Origin of the sequence: Streptomyces sp. NBC_00249 (assembly GCF_026342355.1) — a bacterium.
Lineage (GTDB): Bacteria > Actinomycetota > Actinomycetes > Streptomycetales > Streptomycetaceae > Streptomyces.
Genome location: NZ_JAPEMV010000001.1, coordinates 415412 through 432218, shown reverse-complemented (window position 1 = coordinate 432218; position 16807 = coordinate 415412). Strand labels below are relative to the sequence as shown.

At 76.5% G+C, this 16807-nt stretch carries 14 protein-coding genes; 5 read left to right on the top strand and 9 right to left on the bottom strand.

The features are described from left to right. Nucleotides 1-111: 111 nt before the first annotated feature. Nucleotides 112-2112: an AMP-binding protein gene (locus OOK31_RS02015; RefSeq protein ID WP_267010562.1), complete on the top strand. Its 2001-nt coding sequence runs from the start codon at nucleotides 112-114 to the stop codon at nucleotides 2110-2112. 33 nt (nucleotides 2113-2145) lie between these two features. On the opposite strand, the gene OOK31_RS02010 is transcribed toward OOK31_RS02015, so the two are convergent. Beyond that, complete coding sequence (locus OOK31_RS02010; RefSeq protein WP_267010561.1) at nucleotides 2146-3867, bottom strand: GNAT family N-acetyltransferase; 1722 nt, start codon at nucleotides 3865-3867, stop codon at nucleotides 2146-2148. A gap of 173 nt (nucleotides 3868-4040) precedes the next feature. Here OOK31_RS02010 and OOK31_RS02005 point away from each other — a divergent pair, with 173 nt between their 5' ends. Further along, nucleotides 4041-4463, top strand: coding sequence for a DUF350 domain-containing protein (locus tag OOK31_RS02005; RefSeq protein ID WP_073908177.1), 423 nt, complete (start codon nucleotides 4041-4043; stop codon nucleotides 4461-4463). Nucleotides 4464-4534: 71 nt separating this feature from the next. Here the strand turns inward: OOK31_RS02005 and OOK31_RS02000 are convergent, their stop codons facing one another. The 4 genes from OOK31_RS02000 to OOK31_RS01985 form a co-directional block, all read right to left on the bottom strand. After that, the gene (locus OOK31_RS02000) at nucleotides 4535-5755 is read right to left on the bottom strand and encodes an acyltransferase (protein WP_267010560.1); all 1221 of its coding nucleotides are present in this window, start codon (nucleotides 5753-5755) and stop codon (nucleotides 4535-4537) included. Further along, a complete protein-coding gene (locus OOK31_RS01995; protein ID WP_267010559.1) occupies nucleotides 5752-6798 on the bottom strand; it encodes an alpha/beta hydrolase in 1047 nt (348 codons plus the stop codon). Before OOK31_RS01995 ends, OOK31_RS02000 begins: the two co-directional genes overlap by 4 nt. A gap of 135 nt (nucleotides 6799-6933) precedes the next feature. Further along, nucleotides 6934-7614 (bottom strand): response regulator transcription factor, encoded by a 681-nt coding sequence (locus tag OOK31_RS01990; protein WP_267010558.1) that lies wholly within the window; start codon nucleotides 7612-7614, stop codon nucleotides 6934-6936. Continuing rightward, nucleotides 7611-9026, bottom strand: a complete 1416-nt coding sequence (locus tag OOK31_RS01985; protein ID WP_267010557.1) for a sensor histidine kinase — start codon at nucleotides 9024-9026, stop codon at nucleotides 7611-7613. The genes OOK31_RS01990 and OOK31_RS01985 overlap by 4 nt, the downstream gene beginning before the upstream one ends. A gap of 160 nt (nucleotides 9027-9186) precedes the next feature. Here OOK31_RS01985 and OOK31_RS01980 point away from each other — a divergent pair, with 160 nt between their 5' ends. The 3 genes from OOK31_RS01980 (at nucleotide 9187) to OOK31_RS01970 (ending at nucleotide 11359) form a co-directional block, all read left to right on the top strand. Beyond that, nucleotides 9187-10134 (top strand): AEC family transporter, encoded by a 948-nt coding sequence (locus OOK31_RS01980; protein ID WP_267010556.1) that lies wholly within the window; start codon nucleotides 9187-9189, stop codon nucleotides 10132-10134. Then, nucleotides 10131-10658, top strand: a complete 528-nt coding sequence (locus OOK31_RS01975) for an HXXEE domain-containing protein (protein WP_267010555.1) — start codon at nucleotides 10131-10133, stop codon at nucleotides 10656-10658. The genes OOK31_RS01980 and OOK31_RS01975 overlap by 4 nt, the downstream gene beginning before the upstream one ends. Nucleotides 10659-10924: 266 nt before the next feature. Beyond that, nucleotides 10925-11359, top strand: a complete 435-nt coding sequence (locus tag OOK31_RS01970) for a hypothetical protein (protein WP_267010554.1) — start codon at nucleotides 10925-10927, stop codon at nucleotides 11357-11359. On the opposite strand, the gene OOK31_RS01965 is transcribed toward OOK31_RS01970, so the two are convergent. The 4 genes from OOK31_RS01965 to OOK31_RS01950 form a co-directional block, all read right to left on the bottom strand. Then, on the bottom strand, nucleotides 11313-12701 hold the full coding sequence (locus OOK31_RS01965) for a trypsin-like peptidase domain-containing protein (protein WP_267010553.1): 1389 nt from the start codon (nucleotides 12699-12701) through the stop codon (nucleotides 11313-11315). The genes OOK31_RS01970 and OOK31_RS01965 overlap by 47 nt on opposite strands. A gap of 14 nt (nucleotides 12702-12715) precedes the next feature. Next, on the bottom strand, nucleotides 12716-14251 hold the full coding sequence (locus tag OOK31_RS01960; RefSeq protein ID WP_267010552.1) for an FAD-binding oxidoreductase: 1536 nt from the start codon (nucleotides 14249-14251) through the stop codon (nucleotides 12716-12718). Between the two features lie 223 nt (nucleotides 14252-14474). After that, a complete protein-coding gene (locus OOK31_RS01955; protein ID WP_267010551.1) occupies nucleotides 14475-15128 on the bottom strand; it encodes a class I SAM-dependent methyltransferase in 654 nt (217 codons plus the stop codon). A gap of 33 nt (nucleotides 15129-15161) precedes the next feature. Then, nucleotides 15162-16634: an IucA/IucC family protein gene (locus OOK31_RS01950; protein ID WP_267011800.1), complete on the bottom strand. Its 1473-nt coding sequence runs from the start codon at nucleotides 16632-16634 to the stop codon at nucleotides 15162-15164. Nucleotides 16635-16807 lie beyond the last annotated feature (173 nt).

Genomic DNA, 16807 nt, shown 5'->3' with positions numbered 1-16807 from the left:
AAGGGATCGCCCCGCCCCCACCCGTTGGAGGCCGCAACTCCTGTCCGTACGAAGGATGTTCACCCTGCGCAGGCCTCCTCCCCGGCCGCCGGGCGGTGGCATCATCGGGGGATGACGCAGGCACCGCCGTCCGCCCGCCCCGCCGTCGACACCGTCCTGGACCGCTTCGAGGCCTGGGCCCGGGACACCCCCGCGGCCCGCGCCCTCGTCCACGGCGCCGAGCACCTGACCTACGGGGAGCTCGACGTCCGGGCCAACCGGCTGGCCCACCGCCTGCTCGGTGCCGGCCTGGCCGGGAACCGCCGCGTCGCCGTGGCCACCGCCCGCCCCGTGGAGCGCGTCGTCGCACTCCTCGCCGTCCTCAAGGCGGGCGGGGCCTACTGCCTGATCGACTCCGGGAGCGGCCCGCGCACCGGCCGGCGCCGGCTCACCGCGCTCTCCCCGCACCTGCTCCTCGCCGACGCCCCCGACCGCGCCCGTCTCGACGAGGGCGCCGGGCCGCGCGCCGTGGACCTCGGGGCGGGGGGCATCGCAGACCTGCCCCCGACCGCCCCCGACCGACTCAGGGACACGCCCGGCGCCGCCGTCCTGTTCACCGGCGGATCCGAGGCGCGCGCCGTCCCCGTCAGTCAGGCACTGCTGCTCGCCGCGTACGAGGGCTGGGCCCAGCTCGCCCGGCCCACCCCCGAGGACCGCCACCTGTTCACCGGGGAGGCCGACGCCACCGCCTTCGCCGCCGGCTGGACCCGCGCCCTGTGCTCCGGCGGCACCCTGGTCCTGCCCGAGACCGACGTCCCGAGCCCCCAGGACCTCGTCCGCACCGTCCGGGACGAAGAGGTCAGCTGCCTGTACACCGACCCCGGCGGCGCCGGCGAACTGCTGCGCCAGGCCCCCGAACCGCCGCCCGCGCCCGCCGGACGGGGCCGCGAACCGGCCCCCGCCCTGCACACGGTGCGGCTCGTCGCCGTCACCGGCGACCGTTTCCACCTCGACGAGCAGATCGCCCTCCAGGACCGGCTGCGCCCCGGCGCCCGCGTGCTCGCCGTCTACGGGCTCACCGAGGCCGCCGGCACCGGCACCTGGTTCGAGCTGACGCAGCTGCCCCGCCCCCAGGACGACCCGGAGACCCTCGCGCCGCTCGGCACCCCCTTCCCCGGCTGCCAGGTCCACGTCCTCGACGGGGAGATCCACCTCACCCCGCCGACGGGCACGGACCCCGTGGCCACCGGAGACCTCGGGACGCTGCGCCCCGACGGACTGCTGGCCTTCGGCGGGCGGCTGCGCGACCGGCTCACCCTGGAGGGCGGCCGCCGCCTCGACCCGTACGCCGTCGAGTCCGCGATCCGCACCCACCCGCACATCGGAGCCGCCGTGGTGGCCCGCGTCACCACCGCCTACCGCACCCGGCTCGTCGCCTACGTCGCCCCGCCGCCCGAGGACCCCGACTGGGCGGTGGGCCGCGAAGCGGTCGGCCTGGACTCCCTGCGCGAGCACCTGTCCGGCAAGGTGGCGTACGAGGAGCTCCCCGGCGGGCTCGTCCGGCTGCGAGCCCTGCCCCGCAACCGGGCCGGCCAGGAGGACCGGGCGGCGGTACCGCAGCCGCCCGAACCGGCGAAGCCGAAGCCGCGGGGCACGCCGTCCGGCGGCGGCAAGTACGGGGCGGCCGGGGGCGAGGGCCTGTCGCCGGGCTGCGCGACCGGCTGCCTGTCCCTTCCGGTGGCCGTGCTGCTCGCGGTGCTCACCGGGGTGTTCTGGCCAGGCTCCACCGACCTCACCGGCGTACCCCAGCCGTGGGCCTTCCTCTTCTTCGTGCTGTACGTCTTCGAGGTGGCCGCCTTCGCCGCCGGGGTGGTGTTCCTCCTCGGCGGGCGCCGGCTGATGCCACGCCGGGGCCGGGGGCGGGCCCTGACCCGGGCCGCGCACCTGGCCGTGGCCTACCTGCTGCTCGCCTGGTGGCCGCAGGACAACTTCTACCGCCTCGCGGCGAAACAGGACTGGCCCCGCCAGGCCGCCCTCGTCTACGCCTTCAACATCCCGCTGATGATCGCGGGCATGGTCGTGGCGTTCTACGTCACCCGCAAACCGTCCACGCCCTTCGACTTCGACAACTGAGCGGCTGGGCAGCGGGCGGCGAGGACCGTACGGCTACGGCCCGCCGAGCCCCGCGCCGGCCGCCCGGGCCCGCTCCCGCACCAGCGCCTCTGCCGCGTCCAGCACCCCGGCGCTGTGCGCGGCCACCAGCACCCCGAGCCACGGCTCCGGATCGAAGGCCCCGGTCGGGACGGCCGGTACGAACACCGCCCCGAGACCGGCGCAGTCCCGCGCCAGTTCCCCGCACAGCTCCACCAGCCGCCCCTGCGGCAGCCGCGCCCCGAGCTCCACCCGGTCGGCGATCCGTACGAGGTGCCCCGCGCCCCGCAGCGCGTCCAGCCGGGCCGCCACCATGAACGCGGCCGAGGGGCCGGTCAGGCGCAGGTTGGTCTCCGTCGGCGCGAGCCGCCCTTGCGCGTCGGCGACGAAGTCCACGTCGAACCAGCCCCGGTAGCCCGACGCGGCCAGCTCCTGGCCCACCGCCGCCCCGAACCCCAGCAGCGGCCCCGCCAGCCGCCCGGGAACCACCCCCGGCCCCACCGTCGCGCCCCGGTAGCCGCCGCCGGCCACGTCCATCACCGCCGCGCCGACCTGGTGCGCCCGGCCCGCGCCGTCCACGAACCCGTCGTAGGTGAGGTCCCGGGGCCCGGCCCCGGGTTCCGGCGGGCCCGGCACGTACTCCTCCACCAGCAGCGGCCCGCGCGGCAGCCGGCGCAGCAGCGCGCGGGGGCCGCCCGCCGCCCGTACGCCGTCGGGGGAGACCACCGTGGTGCCCGAACCCCCGACCCCGTGCTCCGATTTGAGAACGGTGCTCTCGCCCCGCCGGGTCCGCTCCGCCAGCAGCCGTACGGCCGCCCGCCGCGTGCCGGCCCGCCACTGCGCGGGGAGCACGATCCGCGGGTGCCCGCCGCCCGACAGGATCCCGGCGAACAGGGCGTGCGCCGCCGACTTCGACTCGTAGCGCAGCTCCCGGGGCCGCCACGGCAGGCCCGCCAGCCGCGCGTACGGCTCGGTGTGCCCCCACGGTACGAGGGGCAGACCGCGCCCGGTGATCCGTCCGGCCAGCGCCGGCCGGGCCCGTACCCGGTCCGACAGGCCGGGCCCCCGCTCCACCAGGCCGTCGTAGACCTCCACGTCCGGCCCCCAGCCCAGCTGCCGGCCGACGAGCGCCACCCAGCCCGGCGGTACGGACCGGGGCAGCACCAGGGCGGCCGGGCAGGGACTGTAGAAGGCGGCCAGGCAGGCGTAGTCGTGCGCGGCCCGCTGCTCGCGGTCGAGGGAGGCGTCGGCGAACTGCGCGTTGAACTCGGCGACATTGCCCACGTGCACCGCCCGCTGCCCGCCCGTCCAGGCCCGCGCCCAGCCGGCCAGCGGCGCCGGGGCCACCTCGAAGCGGACCAGCCCGGACGCGGAACCGGGCGCGGGGCCGGGAGAGGCCACCGCGCCCATCGCCCGGTAGAAGCCCGCCGCATGCGGGTCGGAGTCGATCAGCAGCCGGCGCGAACCCAGCGCGACGGCCCGGCGCACCGCGTCCAGGTACAGCAGCCGCCCCACGCCCCGGCCGATCGCGGCGGGCTCCACGAACAGCAGCCCGAGCCGCGCGACGCGCCCCTCGCCGTCCGGCCCCTCCAGCGAGGCCAGCCCCAGCACCTTCCCGCGCGCGTCCTCGGCCACCACGATCCGCCGGGCCGTCAGCTCCTCCTCCCGCACGCGCAGCTCGGGCGCGCACGCGGCGAGGAACCGGGCGTCGTACCCCCAGTGGGCCTTGGACCGCATGACGAGCTCCGTCAGCGCTGCCGCCTCACCGGGCCGCGCGCCCCTGACCTTTGCCAATTCCTGACCTCCCCATGGCCGGGCGCGGGGCCGTGCGATAGATTCGGCCTCCCTACGGCCGGTTCCCGTCCCGTACGGTCCATCCTTATCCCACCCACGCGGAGACAGGCTTCTCAATGAGCGACATCGTCAACGGACTTGGCCGCACGAGCGCCTACGGCGCCCTCGGCCTGGTGCTGCTGATCCTCGGCATCGTCCTGGTGGACGTGCTGACGCCCGGGAAGCTCCCGAAGCAGATCTGGGAGGAGCGCAACCGCAACGCCGCCCTCCTCCTCAGCTCCGCGCTCCTGGGCATCGGCGGCATCGTCTTCACCTCGATCTGGACCACCTACGACGACTTCGGCAAGGGCCTGCTGTCCACCGCCGCCTTCGGCGTCCTCGGCCTGGTCCTGATGGCCGTCGCCTTCCTGGTGCTGGACCTGGTGACCCCGGGCAAGCTCGGCGCCATCGTCGTCGACCCCGAACCGCACCCGGCCGTGTGGGTCACCGCTTCCTGCAACCTCGCCGTCGCCGCGATCGTGGCGGCCTCGATCGCCTGAGGCCCGACAGCCACGCACGAGAGCGCCGCTCCCATCGGGGAGCGGCGCTCTCGTCGTAGCGGACGCGGGTCCTACGCCAGACCCAGCGCGAACACCGCGAAACCGGCCGCCAGGAGACCCGCCACGGTGCGGCGCAGTGCCGGGGCGCCGCGGCCCGCGCGCGGCGGACCCTCGAAGCGGCGGGTGTGGCGGGCGATGCCCACCAGCAGCGCCGCGAACACCGGCAGCCACGCGAGGCGTGCCACCAGCCACCCCAGGCTGTCGGGTGCCGTCGTCAGCCCGGTGACCTCGCCCACGAAGGAGGCGGGCACGGCCGCCGCCAGCATCGCGCTCTGGTGCCAGCACAGGATCGTCATCGCGGACAGGTTGACCACCACCACCGGCGCCCACAGCGCGGGCCGGGCCAGCAGGGCCGCCAGCCGGTCCCGCAGCAGGATCGCCGCCCCCGACTGCGCGGAGGCCAGCGCCAGCACCAGCAGCGACGGCGGGTGCGAGTTCGTGCGCGCCTCGCCCGGTACGCCGACCATCGACGCCGGGTAGTGGAACACCAGCAGCAGCACCGCGAACAGCGCCGCCCCGCCTACCAGCAGCAGCCACGCGCCCCGCCGCCCGATCCGCCGCTCTCCCCAGGACACGCCCAGCTGGTAGGCGAACAGCCAGCCCGGCAGGACGTTCAGCACCGACAGCCACGACGGCACCGAGCCGGAGAGGGGCCCGTACCGCAGGAGGTCCACCACCGCGACCGACGCCAGCAGCGGTGCCGCGGCCCACCCGCCGAGCCGGTGCGCGGCGCGCACGCAGTACGGGGTCAGCGCGGTCACCACCACGTACACCCCGACGAACCACAGCGGCTGGACCACCAGCGTCGCCCCCGTCCGCAAGGTGGCCTCCGGCACCCCCGCCGCGTACAGCACCGGCGCCGCCAGTGCCCACACCGCCGTGACCCCGAGCACCGGCCGCCCCAGCCGCACGACGCGGCCCTTCAGCCACGCCCCCGTCGACCCGGCGCGGCGCCGGTAGGAGAGCACCGACGCGTACCCGCCGACCAGGAAGAAGATCCCGAGCATCTGGAGCACCCAGCTCGCCGGGGCGAGGGCGCCGAAGGCGGACAGCGGGCTGGCGTTGTGCAGGGCGCCGTCCTCGTCGAGGGTGAACCCGCCGAGCATCCAGTGCCCGGCCGGCACCGCCAGCAGGGCCAGCGCCCGCAGACCGTCGACCGCCCGGTCGCGGTGGGCGGGGGTCTGCCGGTCGATCCGCCCGGCCGTCCCGCGCAGCACGGTCAGCGCGCTCATCGGACCTCCCCCTCGGCGATCGCGGCGAAGGCCGCCAGGGACTGGGTGCCGGGGGCGAAGTAGCCGGTGTGGCCCTTCGCGTCGGCGGCGGGCACCCGGCGGGCGCCGAAGGCCGGGGAGGTGGGGTCGGCGCCGTGGCCGATCCCGGCGAACCGTACGTTCGGGACGTCCGCTATCCAGTCCGAGGGTCCGCGCGCCGCCCACACCCGGGCCCCGGTGCCGAGGCCCGCGGCGCTGTCGGCCCGCATCCCCGGCGAGCCGAGGGCGACGATGTCGCTGGCGTCCGTGTGCCGGGCCGCCAGCCCGCAGACCACCGAGCCGTAGCTGTGGCAGAACAGCACCGGGTCGGGGGCGCCGACCGCGTCGAGCCCGGCCGTGAACCGGGCCAGCCGGACGGCGCCCGCCTCGGCCAGCCTTCCGTCCGCCGCGTCCAGGCCCACCCCGACCGGGGTGGTGTAGCCCGTCCACGCCACCACGGCCGTCGAGGCGCCCGTCGCCGCCCGCAGGGCGCGGGCCATCCCGGCCGGGCCGGTGTGCGGGGCGCGCGGGGCGTCGTGGGAAGCGGCGTCGTTGTCGGACCCCGGTACGACGACCGAGACGTGCGCCGCCTGCTCCAGGTCCCCGAACACCTCGGCGACGAGGCCCCGCCCGCGCGGGTCGAAGGCCAGGATCTGCCGGTCGGGCGCGCCGAGGGAGGCGTAGCGGGCCTCACCCGTGGCGGCGACGGCGATCCGGTTGGCCTCGTACCGCAGGGGGAGCGGCGCCCCGTCGAGGTTGCCCACCACCAGCGGGTGGGAGCGCAGCAGTTCGCGCCGCGCGGCCCCGTCCAGCCCGGCGAAGAAGCGGGCCACCTCGCGGGGTGTCGCCCGCCCCGGATCGGGCAGCGCCCGGCCCCCCGGGGCCGTGTCGGCCAGCCAGGCGGCGGTCCCCGGCGGCGGCCCGGTCACCGCCGTCTGACTCTCCCCGGAAGCCCACCCCGCGGTCCCCGCCACGACGGCCACCGCCAGCGCGGCCGTGACCGACGTCCTCCCAAAGCGGCGCATGCCCCTTCTCCTCTTCCTCGTGACGAGCCTCGTGACGAGGAGGAAGGTAGGAAGGAGGTACCCGGCCGGGCGTCGCACCAGGGAGCCAAACCGGATGTCATACCCCGGTAGGGGGTGGAGGAGGGAGGGGCCGGGTCAGGCGGAGTCGCCGGGGCGGACCAGGCCGGCTTCGTACGCGAAGATGACCGCCTGCGCCCGGTCGCGGAGGTCCAGCTTGCCCAGTACCCGGCCGATGTGCGTCTTCACCGTCTGCTCGGCCAGTACCAGGTGCGCGGCGATCTCCTGGTTCGACAGCCCGCGCGCGATCAGCTCCAGGACCTCCGTCTCGCGCGGGGTCAGCCCGTTCAGCCGCAGCGCCGGATCCTTGCGCGGGGCCGGCCGCTGCCGTACGAAGTCCGCGATCAGCCGGCGGGTCACCGAGGGCGCGAGCAGCGCCTCGCCCGACGCCACCACCCGTACCGCCGCGATCAGGTCGGCCGGCGGGGCGTCCTTCAGCAGGAACCCCGAGGCACCGGCGCGCAGCGCCTCGTACACGTAGTCGTCGATGTCGAAGGTGGTCAGCATCAGCACCTTCGGCCGGTGCACCACCCCCCGCGGCGGGTCGAGCAGTTCGCGGGCCGCCGAGAGGCCGTCCAGCTCGGGCATCCGTACGTCCATCAGCACCACGTCGGGGTGCACGGTCCGCGAGACCCGCACGCCCTCCCGGCCGTCGGGGGCCTCGCCCACCACGTCGATGTCCGGCTGCGCCGACAGCAGGGCGGCGAAACCGGCCCGCACCATGGCCTGGTCGTCGACGATGATCACGCGGATGGTCACGTTGCGTCCTTGCTCGTGTCGGCCGTACCGGCGGGCCCGTCCGCGGGATCCAGCGGCAGCCGGGCCGCGACCCGGAAGCCGCCGTCGGGCAGCGGGCCGGTGTCCAGGGTGCCGCCGGTCAACCGTACGCGCTCGCGCATCCCGACGAGACCGTGCCCGGTGCCCGACTCCTCCAGCTCCACCACGGCGTCCCGCGCGGGGCCGTTGACGACCAGCACGAGCACCTCGCCCTCCTCGGCGGAGTGCGTCACCGACACCCGGGTCCGCGCTCCCGGCGCGTGCCGCACCACGTTCGCCAGGGCCTCCTGGACGATGCGGTACGCCGACAGGTCCACCGCGGGCGGCGCCACCCCGGCCGCGCCCGCCGCCAGGGACAACTCCACCGGCTGCCCCGCCCGTACGGTCGCCTCCACCAGCTGCTGGATCCGGCCGATCCCCGGCTGCGGCGCCCGCTCGCCGCCCGCGCCGTCGCCGCCGTTCGAGCCGTCCCCGCGCAGCACCGTCAGCAGCCGCCGCATCTCGCCCAGGGATTCCCGGGCGCTCGCCGCGATCGCCGCGAACTCCTCCCGTACCGGCTCCGGCATCCCGGGCAGGCGGTACGGCGCGGAGTCCGCCTGCACCGTGATCACCGACATGTGATGGGCCACCACGTCGTGCAACTCCCGCGCGATACGGGCCCGTTCCTCCAGCAGCGTGCGCCGTGACCGTTCCGCCTCGCTGATGCTGCGCTGCTCGGCCACCCGTTGCTGGGCGTCGCCCAGACCGCGCAGCGCGCCCGTCAGCGCCAGCACCGCACCGCCCAGTACGAAGAGCAGGGCCACGGTGTTCGTCACCCCGGCGGGCTGGGAGAAGCCGAGGGCCACCCCGGCCGCGCCCGTGACCAGCCACACCTGCACCAGGGTCCGCACGGACTCGCGCAGCCCCAGGCAGATCATCAGCACCTGGTACCCGACCACCACCGGCGGCGTCCACGGCCAGGCGTGCCCGGCCACCTGGTCGGCGCCCATCAGCAGCACCGCCCCGACCACGTCCGCGCACAGCACCATGGCCCAGGCCGGCAGCGGCCGGGTCACCGCCAGCAGCAGCGGCACGGTCTGCGCCACACCCAGCGCTCCGGCCCAGCCCCCGCCCAGCGCGTAGTCGTTGGTCAGCACCGCGATCGTGACGGGCAGCAGCGACACCACGAAGATCGCCACGACGGCGTACGGCAGCAGCCGCTGCCACCGCTTGGGCGCCTGAGCGAGGAGCGGCTCCCCGGCCCGCCCCGGCTGGCGCAGCGCGACGGCGAACCGCGCCCACCCGCCCGGCGGTCCGGACGCGCGGGACCCGCGCTCCGTACGGACCGGCCGGTCACCACCGGCCTCCCCGTCCCGACGGGACCTGCGGAAGCGGCTGCGCGTCTTGAGGCTCATGATCGGTCCAGCCTAGGCCGTCTCTTGCGGGTCCTGCGGGTCCTGCGGGTTGCGGGTCCTGCGGGCACTGCCGGTCGAGCCCGATTCGTCCGGGCCCGTCCGGGAGCGGTCGTGGAGCCGGGGGTAGGCTGCCGACGGTCGATCAAGGGAGCCGGTACGCATGGGCGGGGCAGCCGCACTCGAAAAGCTCGTGCCGGTGCTGCTGGCCTTCGGCGGCGGGGTGCTGCTCGCCCGCCGCAAGGCGGTCCCGGCGGAGGCGTCCAAGGCCTTCGCCGACTACGCCTTCCTCTTCGCCGTCCCCTGCTACCTCTTCGGCAACATCTACGCCGCCGACCTCGGCGCCCTCTTCGACTGGCGGGCCGTCGGCGGCTACGCGGCGGCCGCCGCCCTCGCCGTGCTCGCCGTCGCCGCCGCGGCGGCCGCGTACGGCATACGCGAGCCCCGCGCCGTGGCGCTGCGCGTGATGGCCGGGGTGCAGGTGAACACCGCCTACTTCGCCGTGCCCGTCTTCATCACCGTCTTCGGGACGGCCGCGCCGATCTTCCCGGTGCTGCTCTTCCAGGTCTGCGTGCTGTCCCTCGTCGTGATCGCCGTGATGGAACTGGGCCGCGCCGACCCGGCGGCCGGCGGGCCCGCCGCCCGCCTCGCACGGGCACTGGGCGCCTCGCTCGTCACCCCGCTGGTCCTCGCCTGCAACGCGGGCATCCTGCTCAACCTGCTGTCGGTGCACGTCCCGAAGGTGGTGCTCGACGGCGCCGCCTTCGTCGGCGACAGCGCCTCGCCGGTCGCCCTGTTCGCCCTCGGCCTGCACCTCGGCGGCGCCGGCCTGGACCTGCGGGGCACCACCCGGGAGGAGATGGCCCTGATCGCCTTCAAGTGCGTGGCGTTCCCGCTGCTGGCGTGGGCGGTGTGCGGGGGGCTGTTCGGCGTACGGGGCGAATGGCTCGCGTACCTGGTGCTGATCGCCGCGATGCCCACCCCGCAGAATCTCTTCATCTTCGCCCAGCGCTACGACATCGGCGTCGGCCTCTCCGCCTCCCTCGTGATCAAGACTTCGCTGGTTTCCCTCCTGCTGCTGCCCCTGTGGCTGCAGACTGTTGCCTCGTGAACGCATCGGAGAAACCTTCCCTCACTCTTGCCACCTTCGGTCTGCTGGCGGCCTGGGCCGTCCACGACCTGGAGGAGGTCGCCACCGTGGCCCGCTGGTCCCGGACCCGGGTCCCGGTCCTGCGCGCCCGCCATCCCCGCGTCCCGGACCGCGTGTGGCGCAGCGTCGGCGACATCGACGGCCGCGAGTTCGCCACCGCCGTCGCCGTCATGGGGGCGGTCGTCGCGGCGGCGGCCGCCGACGGGTACCGCACCGGCGGACGTTCCGCCTTCTACCAGCGCGCCCTGGACGGCTTCGGACTGCACGGCCTCGTCCACCTCGCGCAGGCCGCCGCCACCCGCGGCTACACCCCGGGCGCGGTCACCTCGCCGCTGGTCGTCGTCCCCTTCACCCTGTGGGCGCGCGGCCGGCTGCGCCGCGCCGGAGTACTGCGCCCCACCCGCGCCCGGGAGCTCGCGGCCGGGCTCGCCCTGGCCGGGGCCGCCACCGCCGGGGCGCACGCCGTGGCCCGCCGGATCCGCTGAGACCGCCTAGGGCCTGTCGTCAAACTCCCGTCCGCCCTCCGGGCGACGACGCGAGTTTGACGACAGGCCCTAGTGCTGTGGCCGGAAAGGTTTGCCGTGTCACGGCGCCCGGCACGGCACCTCGCCGCGTTGTCGGGCCACCCGAGTACGTCCAGTACGAGCGGCGGCCCTCCGCCTTGCGAGGTACCGCACCGGACACCGCGACCCGGCAAACCTTTCCGGCCACAGCACTAGTTCCCCCGGCGGGCTCCGCTCGTTGACCGGGCATGGAGCTGCTGCCGACCATCGCGGCGCCGGGCGTCGCCGAACGGGCCGACGCCTCGGCCGACGCCGCCTGCCACCTCTACGACGCCGTCGTCCCCTGGGGCGGCGGGGAGCCCGGCGGGTGGAGCCGGAGCGCCGCCGAGGACGCCGCCGAGACCATCGAGACGACCGCGCACGCCCTGGCGTACATCCACCCGCGCGCCGAGGTCATCCTCGCCCCCGTGCACGCGGCCCTGGCCGATCTGCGCCGCCAGCTGGAGCTGGCGCCCGCCGATCCGCTGAGCGCCGACGAGGTGCCGGCGACCCCGCGTACGGTCGGCAACCCGCGCCGGACGCGCTGGGTGCGGGTGCCGACCCCGGGCGTGCCGGCGCAGCCGGTACCGCCGGGGGTCACGCCGTCCGGGCCCCGGCGACAGCCGTCCGGTACAGCTTCCTGATCTCCGCGCCGAAGTAGGAGCTGTACGAGGTGTCGGCGGTGGGTCCGCCGGTCTTCCATCCGCCGATCACCCCGACCACGTCCCCGGTCCCGGTGGCGGCGTCGTAGCGGGCGAGGAACGGGCCGCCGCTGGTGCCGCCCGGATAGCCGGTGCAGTCGATCCGCAGGAACGATCCGGGGCTGTTCGCGTCCGTGCTGGTGAACTTGGTCGTCCGGTTCACGCAGATCCGGGGGCGGGCCGCCGACGCCGGATAGCCGATCAGGGTGATCTGGGGGTGCGTGAAGGCGGCCCCGGTGAGGAGCCTGTTGCCGCCGACCACGCTCTCCACGGGGTCGCCGTCGGCGTCCGGGCCGACCTGCGCGAAGGCCACGTCGAGGGTGGCCGCCCGCTCCGCGCCCTCGGTGCGGTAGCGCTGGTGGATCCACACCTTGGAGCGGCCGGCGGCGTCGCGCAGCACCGGGAACATGCCGTACGGCTGGGGGTCCGCCCGGGTGTACTGCGGTACGAAGGCCACCTGGCGGGTGTCCGTGCCGAGCAGGCAGTGCGCGGCGCTGAGCACCAGGTTCCGGCCGGGGGAGGAGACCACGCTGGCGGTGCAGAAGTAGGCGCCGGCTCCCTTCATGACGAACATCCGGCCGACCACCGGCATCCCGTCGAAGTCCCGGCCCACCCCTGCGGGGGCGGGCGCGACCACGACGGGCCTCGCGGGCCGGGGCACGGGTACGGGGACGACGGGCGGCGATGCCGGGACGGAGCCGGTGGGTGTGGCCACGGGGACCGCCGGGGAGGAGGGGACTACTGCGGGGGTCGGGTCGACGGGACTGGACGGGACTACCGCAGGGGTCGGGTCCACGGGGTCCACCGGGTCCACCGGGGCCGCCGGGGTCGCCGGAGCGGCGCCGTCGGCCGGTGCCGTGGGTACGGGCGCGGCCGCCTCCGCGGGGGTGGGAGCGGTGGAGGGCGCGGGCGGGGCCGGGTCCGGCGCCGCGACGCCGCCCGGGACGGGGACAGCTCCTGGGGCGGGGACAGCGCCCGGGACGGGGCCAGCGCCCGGGACGGGGACGGCCGCCGGTGCCGGGGCCGGTGTCGGTGTCGGCGAGTCCCCGGCGGCCGGCGGCGCGGACGGCGCGGGCGCCGCCACCGGGGCCTGCGGTGCGGGCGGATCGGGGACCGGGACGGCCGAAGCCATCCGCTGCGGGGTCCAGAAGGAGGCGGCCTCCCGCGCGGTCCACCGCCCGGGGGCCGCCTCGGCACTGCCCGGTTCCGCGACGGGCAGCGGCCCGCCCGGCAGCAGCAGGACCGCGGCGGCCACCGCCGCCGCCACCGTCGACGTACGTCGCATGTCTGGCTCCTGTTCTAGACGGCCTGGGGGAAACGGAACAGCCGGTCCGGGTCGTAGGCGCGCCGGACCTCCTCCAGCCGGGGGAGGTTGGGCCCGTAGTAGGCCTCGCGCCAGCCGGTGAGCTTCGGGTCGGCGTAGTTCTGGTACGCGCTGCCGCCGGCCCAGGGGCGCAGGTCCCGCCAGAGCCCGTCGAGCCAGCCCTGGTGCCGGGCCACCTCGGAGTCCGGCGCCGACTCCGGCCAGTAGACGAGGTACTGGGCGAGGAACGCGCTGTCCCGGTGCGCGAACGCCGTCGCGGTTGCCGGGACCCGGTTCACGGCCCCGCCGCACACCCCGTCGAGCTGGACCACCCCGCGCCCGCCGCGCGGCACGGCCCCCGGGTAGCGCCGGACGGCGTCCAGCACCACTTCCACCGCCGCGTCGGGGAGTCCGGCCCCGCCCCAGAAGTCGGAGCGGGCGGCGTACGAGTCCCGGCCGAGGAGACCGCGCGGGTCCCGGCCGGGCAGCCGCCCCGGCAGCCGGCACGCGGCGGCGCCCTGCTCCGGGCAGCCCGCCATGGCCCGCACGGTGTCCCCGTAGCCGCGTACGACGACCCAGCTGTCCCGGGGCTCGCGGCCCACGAGCGCGGTGAGCCGCGACAGTTCCCGCTCCAGCTCCCCGCGCCCGTCCAGGCACACCACGCGGACGGCGGGGACCGCCGGGGCGGCGCCCGGCCCGGACTCCGGGGCGAACTCCACCTGGCTCCAGAACGGGTCCCCGAGGGCGCCCAGCCAGCGCTGCCAGCCGCGCAGCACCGCCGGGGAGTCCGCGCCGGACCAGTGCAGTTCGGCGAAGGCGGCGTCGGCGACCGGGTGCGTACGGAGCCGGAACTCGGTCACCACCCCGAAGTTGCCGCCCCCGCCGCCGCGCAGCGCCCAGTACAAGGAGGGGTCGTGGCCCGCGTCGGCCTCGCGCACCACCCCGTCGGGGGTGACCACGCGGGCGCCGGTGAGCCGGTCGGAGGTGGTTCCGTAGGCCCGGGAGGCGAGGCCCAGGCCCCCGCCGAGGGTGAGGCCCGCGATGCCGACGGAGGGACACAGCCCGGCGGGGACGCCGAGGCCGCGCGCTGCGAGGACCCCGTGCACGTCGGCGAGCCGGGCCCCCGCGCCGACACGCACCTCGCCGCCCTCGACGGACACCCCGGCCATCGCCCCGGTGTCGATCACGAGCCCGGACTCCACCGTGGACCAGCCGGGGTAGCTGTGGCCGCCGCCGCGCGGCACCACGGGCACGGCGGAGCGGCGCGCGAAGTCCAGGCAGGCGGCCACGTCCCCGGCGTGCGCGGGGTAGGCCACCGCGCCGGGCCGGACCGTGTCGTAGCGGGGCTGGAACAGCTGCCGGGCCTCCGCGTAGTCCGGCTCGCCCGGCAGCACCAGCCGCCCGTCGAGGGCCCGGGCCAGCGCGGCGAAGTCGGGCGCGCGGGAGCCGGCGGCGCCGCGCCGCCCCGCCCCGGCGGTGGCCAGGACGGCGGTGGCGGCGCCCGCCAGGACCCGGCGGCGTGGGAGGCTCACCCCTCCTTCCTGCCACCGCCCGGCCCGATCCCCACGAAGGCGGGCCCGCCACCACCCCGTTGCCCCCCGAACGGCTCACCCGCCCGCCCGTACGTACGAGCCCGCGCCCGTCACCGACCCCGCCGCCGGGGGTACCCGCGTACGGCCGGACCACGAGGGTCCCGGCGGCGCCGTGCAGCCGTCGGCCCGGCGGTCGTGCCCGCGCCCCCGTCCGGAGGGGCCGTCAGGGCGTCGGGGGTTTGCGGAACAGGAGGAAGGCCTGGGGGCATTTCTCCGCGGGGCCCGGTTGGCGGACGAGGCGGGCCACCTCCGTGAGGCCCGCCCCGGACAGCAGGCCGGCGATCAGGTCCGGCGGGGTCCAGTACACGTCGAGGTCGACCGGGTGGCCGTAGGCGTGCTCCAGCCGCCGGCGTTCGTCCCCGGCCTTGAAGGCGATCAGGACGTGTCCGCCGGGCGCCAGGACCCGGGCGAACTCCGCGAAGACGGACGGGAGTTCCGCGGGTGGGGTGTGGACGGTGGAATGCCAGGCCAGGACCCCGCCGAGGGCCCCGTCCGCCACGTCCAGCGCGCCCATGCGGCCCACCTCGAAACGCAGCCCCGGATAGGTGCGCCGGGCCACCGCCACCATCGCGGGGGAGAGGTCGACGCCGAAGGCCCGTAGGCCCAGATCGTCCAGGTACGCCGTCACCCGTCCAGGGCCGCAGCCCAGGTCGGCCACCGCCCCGCCGCCGTCCGCACGCACGCACTCGGCGAACGCGCCCAGCATGGCCCGTTCGAGCGGTTCGGCCTCCAGGGCGCCGCGCAGCAGCCGGGCGTAGTCGACGGCCACGGCGTCGTAGGACGCCCGTACGGTACTGACGTGCGAGGTGTCTGTCATGCCCCTGAACAGTAGCCCGCCGGGCCGCAGGTCTCACCCCCCGACCGGCCCTCCCGTCAGCGGACTCGGCAGCTGCGCCCACTGGTCGCCCGGAACCCCCGGGCTCAGCCGCATCAGGGTCAGTGCCTTCACCGGCAGCGGGCCGTGCAGGAGCCGCGAGTCGGCGGTCGGCGCGAGGCCGTCCAGCGCGGCGGCCAGGTCCTCGCCGAAGGCCGCCGAGGAGCCGGCGGTGGAGGCGAGCGCGCCCGCCGCCAGGGAGCCGAACAGCTTGCGCCGCAGCACCGTCTCGTCGTCCGTCACGATCCGCCCCGAGAGCGGCGGCACCGGCAGCCCGTGCCGGGCCAGCCGGGCGGGGCTGATCCGGATGTCGGCGAGGTCGCGGTAGACGAGCCGCAGCGGGGCCCCGTCGGCGGACAGCACCACGAGGAGGTTCTGGCCGTGCGCCTCCAGGGCCACCCCGAGGTCCAGCACCCGCAGGCACACCGACAGCGCGAGCCGCGCGAACTCCGCCCGCCAGGCGGCGGACCGGGCGAGCCGCGTGCCCGCCAGCGCCGCCACGGGCACCACCCGCTCGCCGGGGCCCGCGTACGTCTCCGGGGGTTCGCGCAGCACCGCCGCCAGGTCCGGGCTGTGCGCGGTGGCCGCGCCGAGGGTGCGGGTGATGTGCAGGCGGCCGTCGAGCCGCTCCGACAGGGCGTGGGCGAAGGCGGAGACCACCGCCGCGGTCTCCACCGAGTAGCCGGAGATGTCGCGGACCGAGGAGGTCAGCCGGGTGCTCAGGGCCGTCTTCACGTGCGGGCCGCCCTCCGCCGGGGCGAGGGTGCGCAGCGCCATCAGCGGATGCGCGGCGAAACCGGCCCCTGCGGCCTCGCCCTTCAGTACGTGTTCGGCCTGCCAGGGGTGCACCGGCAGCAGGATCCGGTCCCCTTCGCGCAGGTGGTCCGGCCACAGGCCGCTCACCAGGCACTCCCGCGCCGGTACGGGGACCAGCCCGAGCTCCACCACCGGCCGGTGCTCCGGCGCGTACGCCAGCTGCTCGGCTACCGAGAAACCGGGCCGGGAGCGGCAGTTGGGGTGGTACGGGTGCCCGTCGACCACCCGCTGCTCCCACTCCCAGCCGGTGTCCGGCTCCGCTCGCGGCCCCGTCGGCTGCCCGGCCCGGGACAGCGCCAGGGAGGCGGTGGAGTCGTCGAGTTCGGCGGCGAAGGCGCTCCCGTGCGCCGCCCCGAGCGCCTCGACCAGCCGCGCGGCCTGCCGGTGGCCCCGGCCGTCGAGGCGCAGTTCGTCCACGCGGTCGCCGGTCGCGTACGGGTCCGCCGCCGGCCCCTCCAGGCGCCGGCCGTCCGCGAGCAGCAGCGTGAGGGAGTCCGGACCGTGCTCCCGGCGCACCACCCAGGGCAGCGGTTCGAAGGCCAGCGCCCGCCACAGCCGGGTCAGCACGGCGGCCCGCGCACCGGCCAGCGAGGCCTCGTACGCGGACCCGAGCCCGGGCCGTACGCCGCCCAGCGCACGGGCGACGGCCTCCTCGGCTGCGGTGGCGGGGCAGTGCCCGGGGTCGGGGTCGGGGAGGTGCGTGCTGCGGTCCAGGGTCCCATTCCTTTCGGATCGCTTTGCCTGATGATCACGTCATCATCGCGGATACTGAAGATCACGACCGGTGGTCCACCTCGCGAACCTCC

Excerpts from the sequence above, each read along its gene's own strand:
- OOK31_RS02015 (WP_267010562.1), top strand. The coding sequence starts at position 112 with ATGACGCAGGCACCGCCGTCCGCCCGCCCCGCCGTCGACACCGTCCTG.
- OOK31_RS02010 (WP_267010561.1), bottom strand. The coding sequence starts at position 3,867 with ATGCGGTCCAAGGCCCACTGGGGGTACGACGCCCGGTTCCTCGCCGCG.
- OOK31_RS02005 (WP_073908177.1), top strand. The coding sequence starts at position 4,041 with ATGAGCGACATCGTCAACGGACTTGGCCGCACGAGCGCCTACGGCGCC.
- OOK31_RS02000 (WP_267010560.1), bottom strand. The coding sequence starts at position 5,755 with ATGAGCGCGCTGACCGTGCTGCGCGGGACGGCCGGGCGGATCGACCGG.
- OOK31_RS01995 (WP_267010559.1), bottom strand. The coding sequence starts at position 6,798 with ATGCGCCGCTTTGGGAGGACGTCGGTCACGGCCGCGCTGGCGGTGGCC.
- OOK31_RS01985 (WP_267010557.1), bottom strand. The coding sequence starts at position 9,026 with ATGAGCCTCAAGACGCGCAGCCGCTTCCGCAGGTCCCGTCGGGACGGG.
- OOK31_RS01980 (WP_267010556.1), top strand. The coding sequence starts at position 9,187 with ATGGGCGGGGCAGCCGCACTCGAAAAGCTCGTGCCGGTGCTGCTGGCC.
- OOK31_RS01970 (WP_267010554.1), top strand. The coding sequence starts at position 10,925 with ATGGAGCTGCTGCCGACCATCGCGGCGCCGGGCGTCGCCGAACGGGCC.
- OOK31_RS01965 (WP_267010553.1), bottom strand. The coding sequence starts at position 12,701 with ATGCGACGTACGTCGACGGTGGCGGCGGCGGTGGCCGCCGCGGTCCTG.
- OOK31_RS01955 (WP_267010551.1), bottom strand. The coding sequence starts at position 15,128 with ATGACAGACACCTCGCACGTCAGTACCGTACGGGCGTCCTACGACGCC.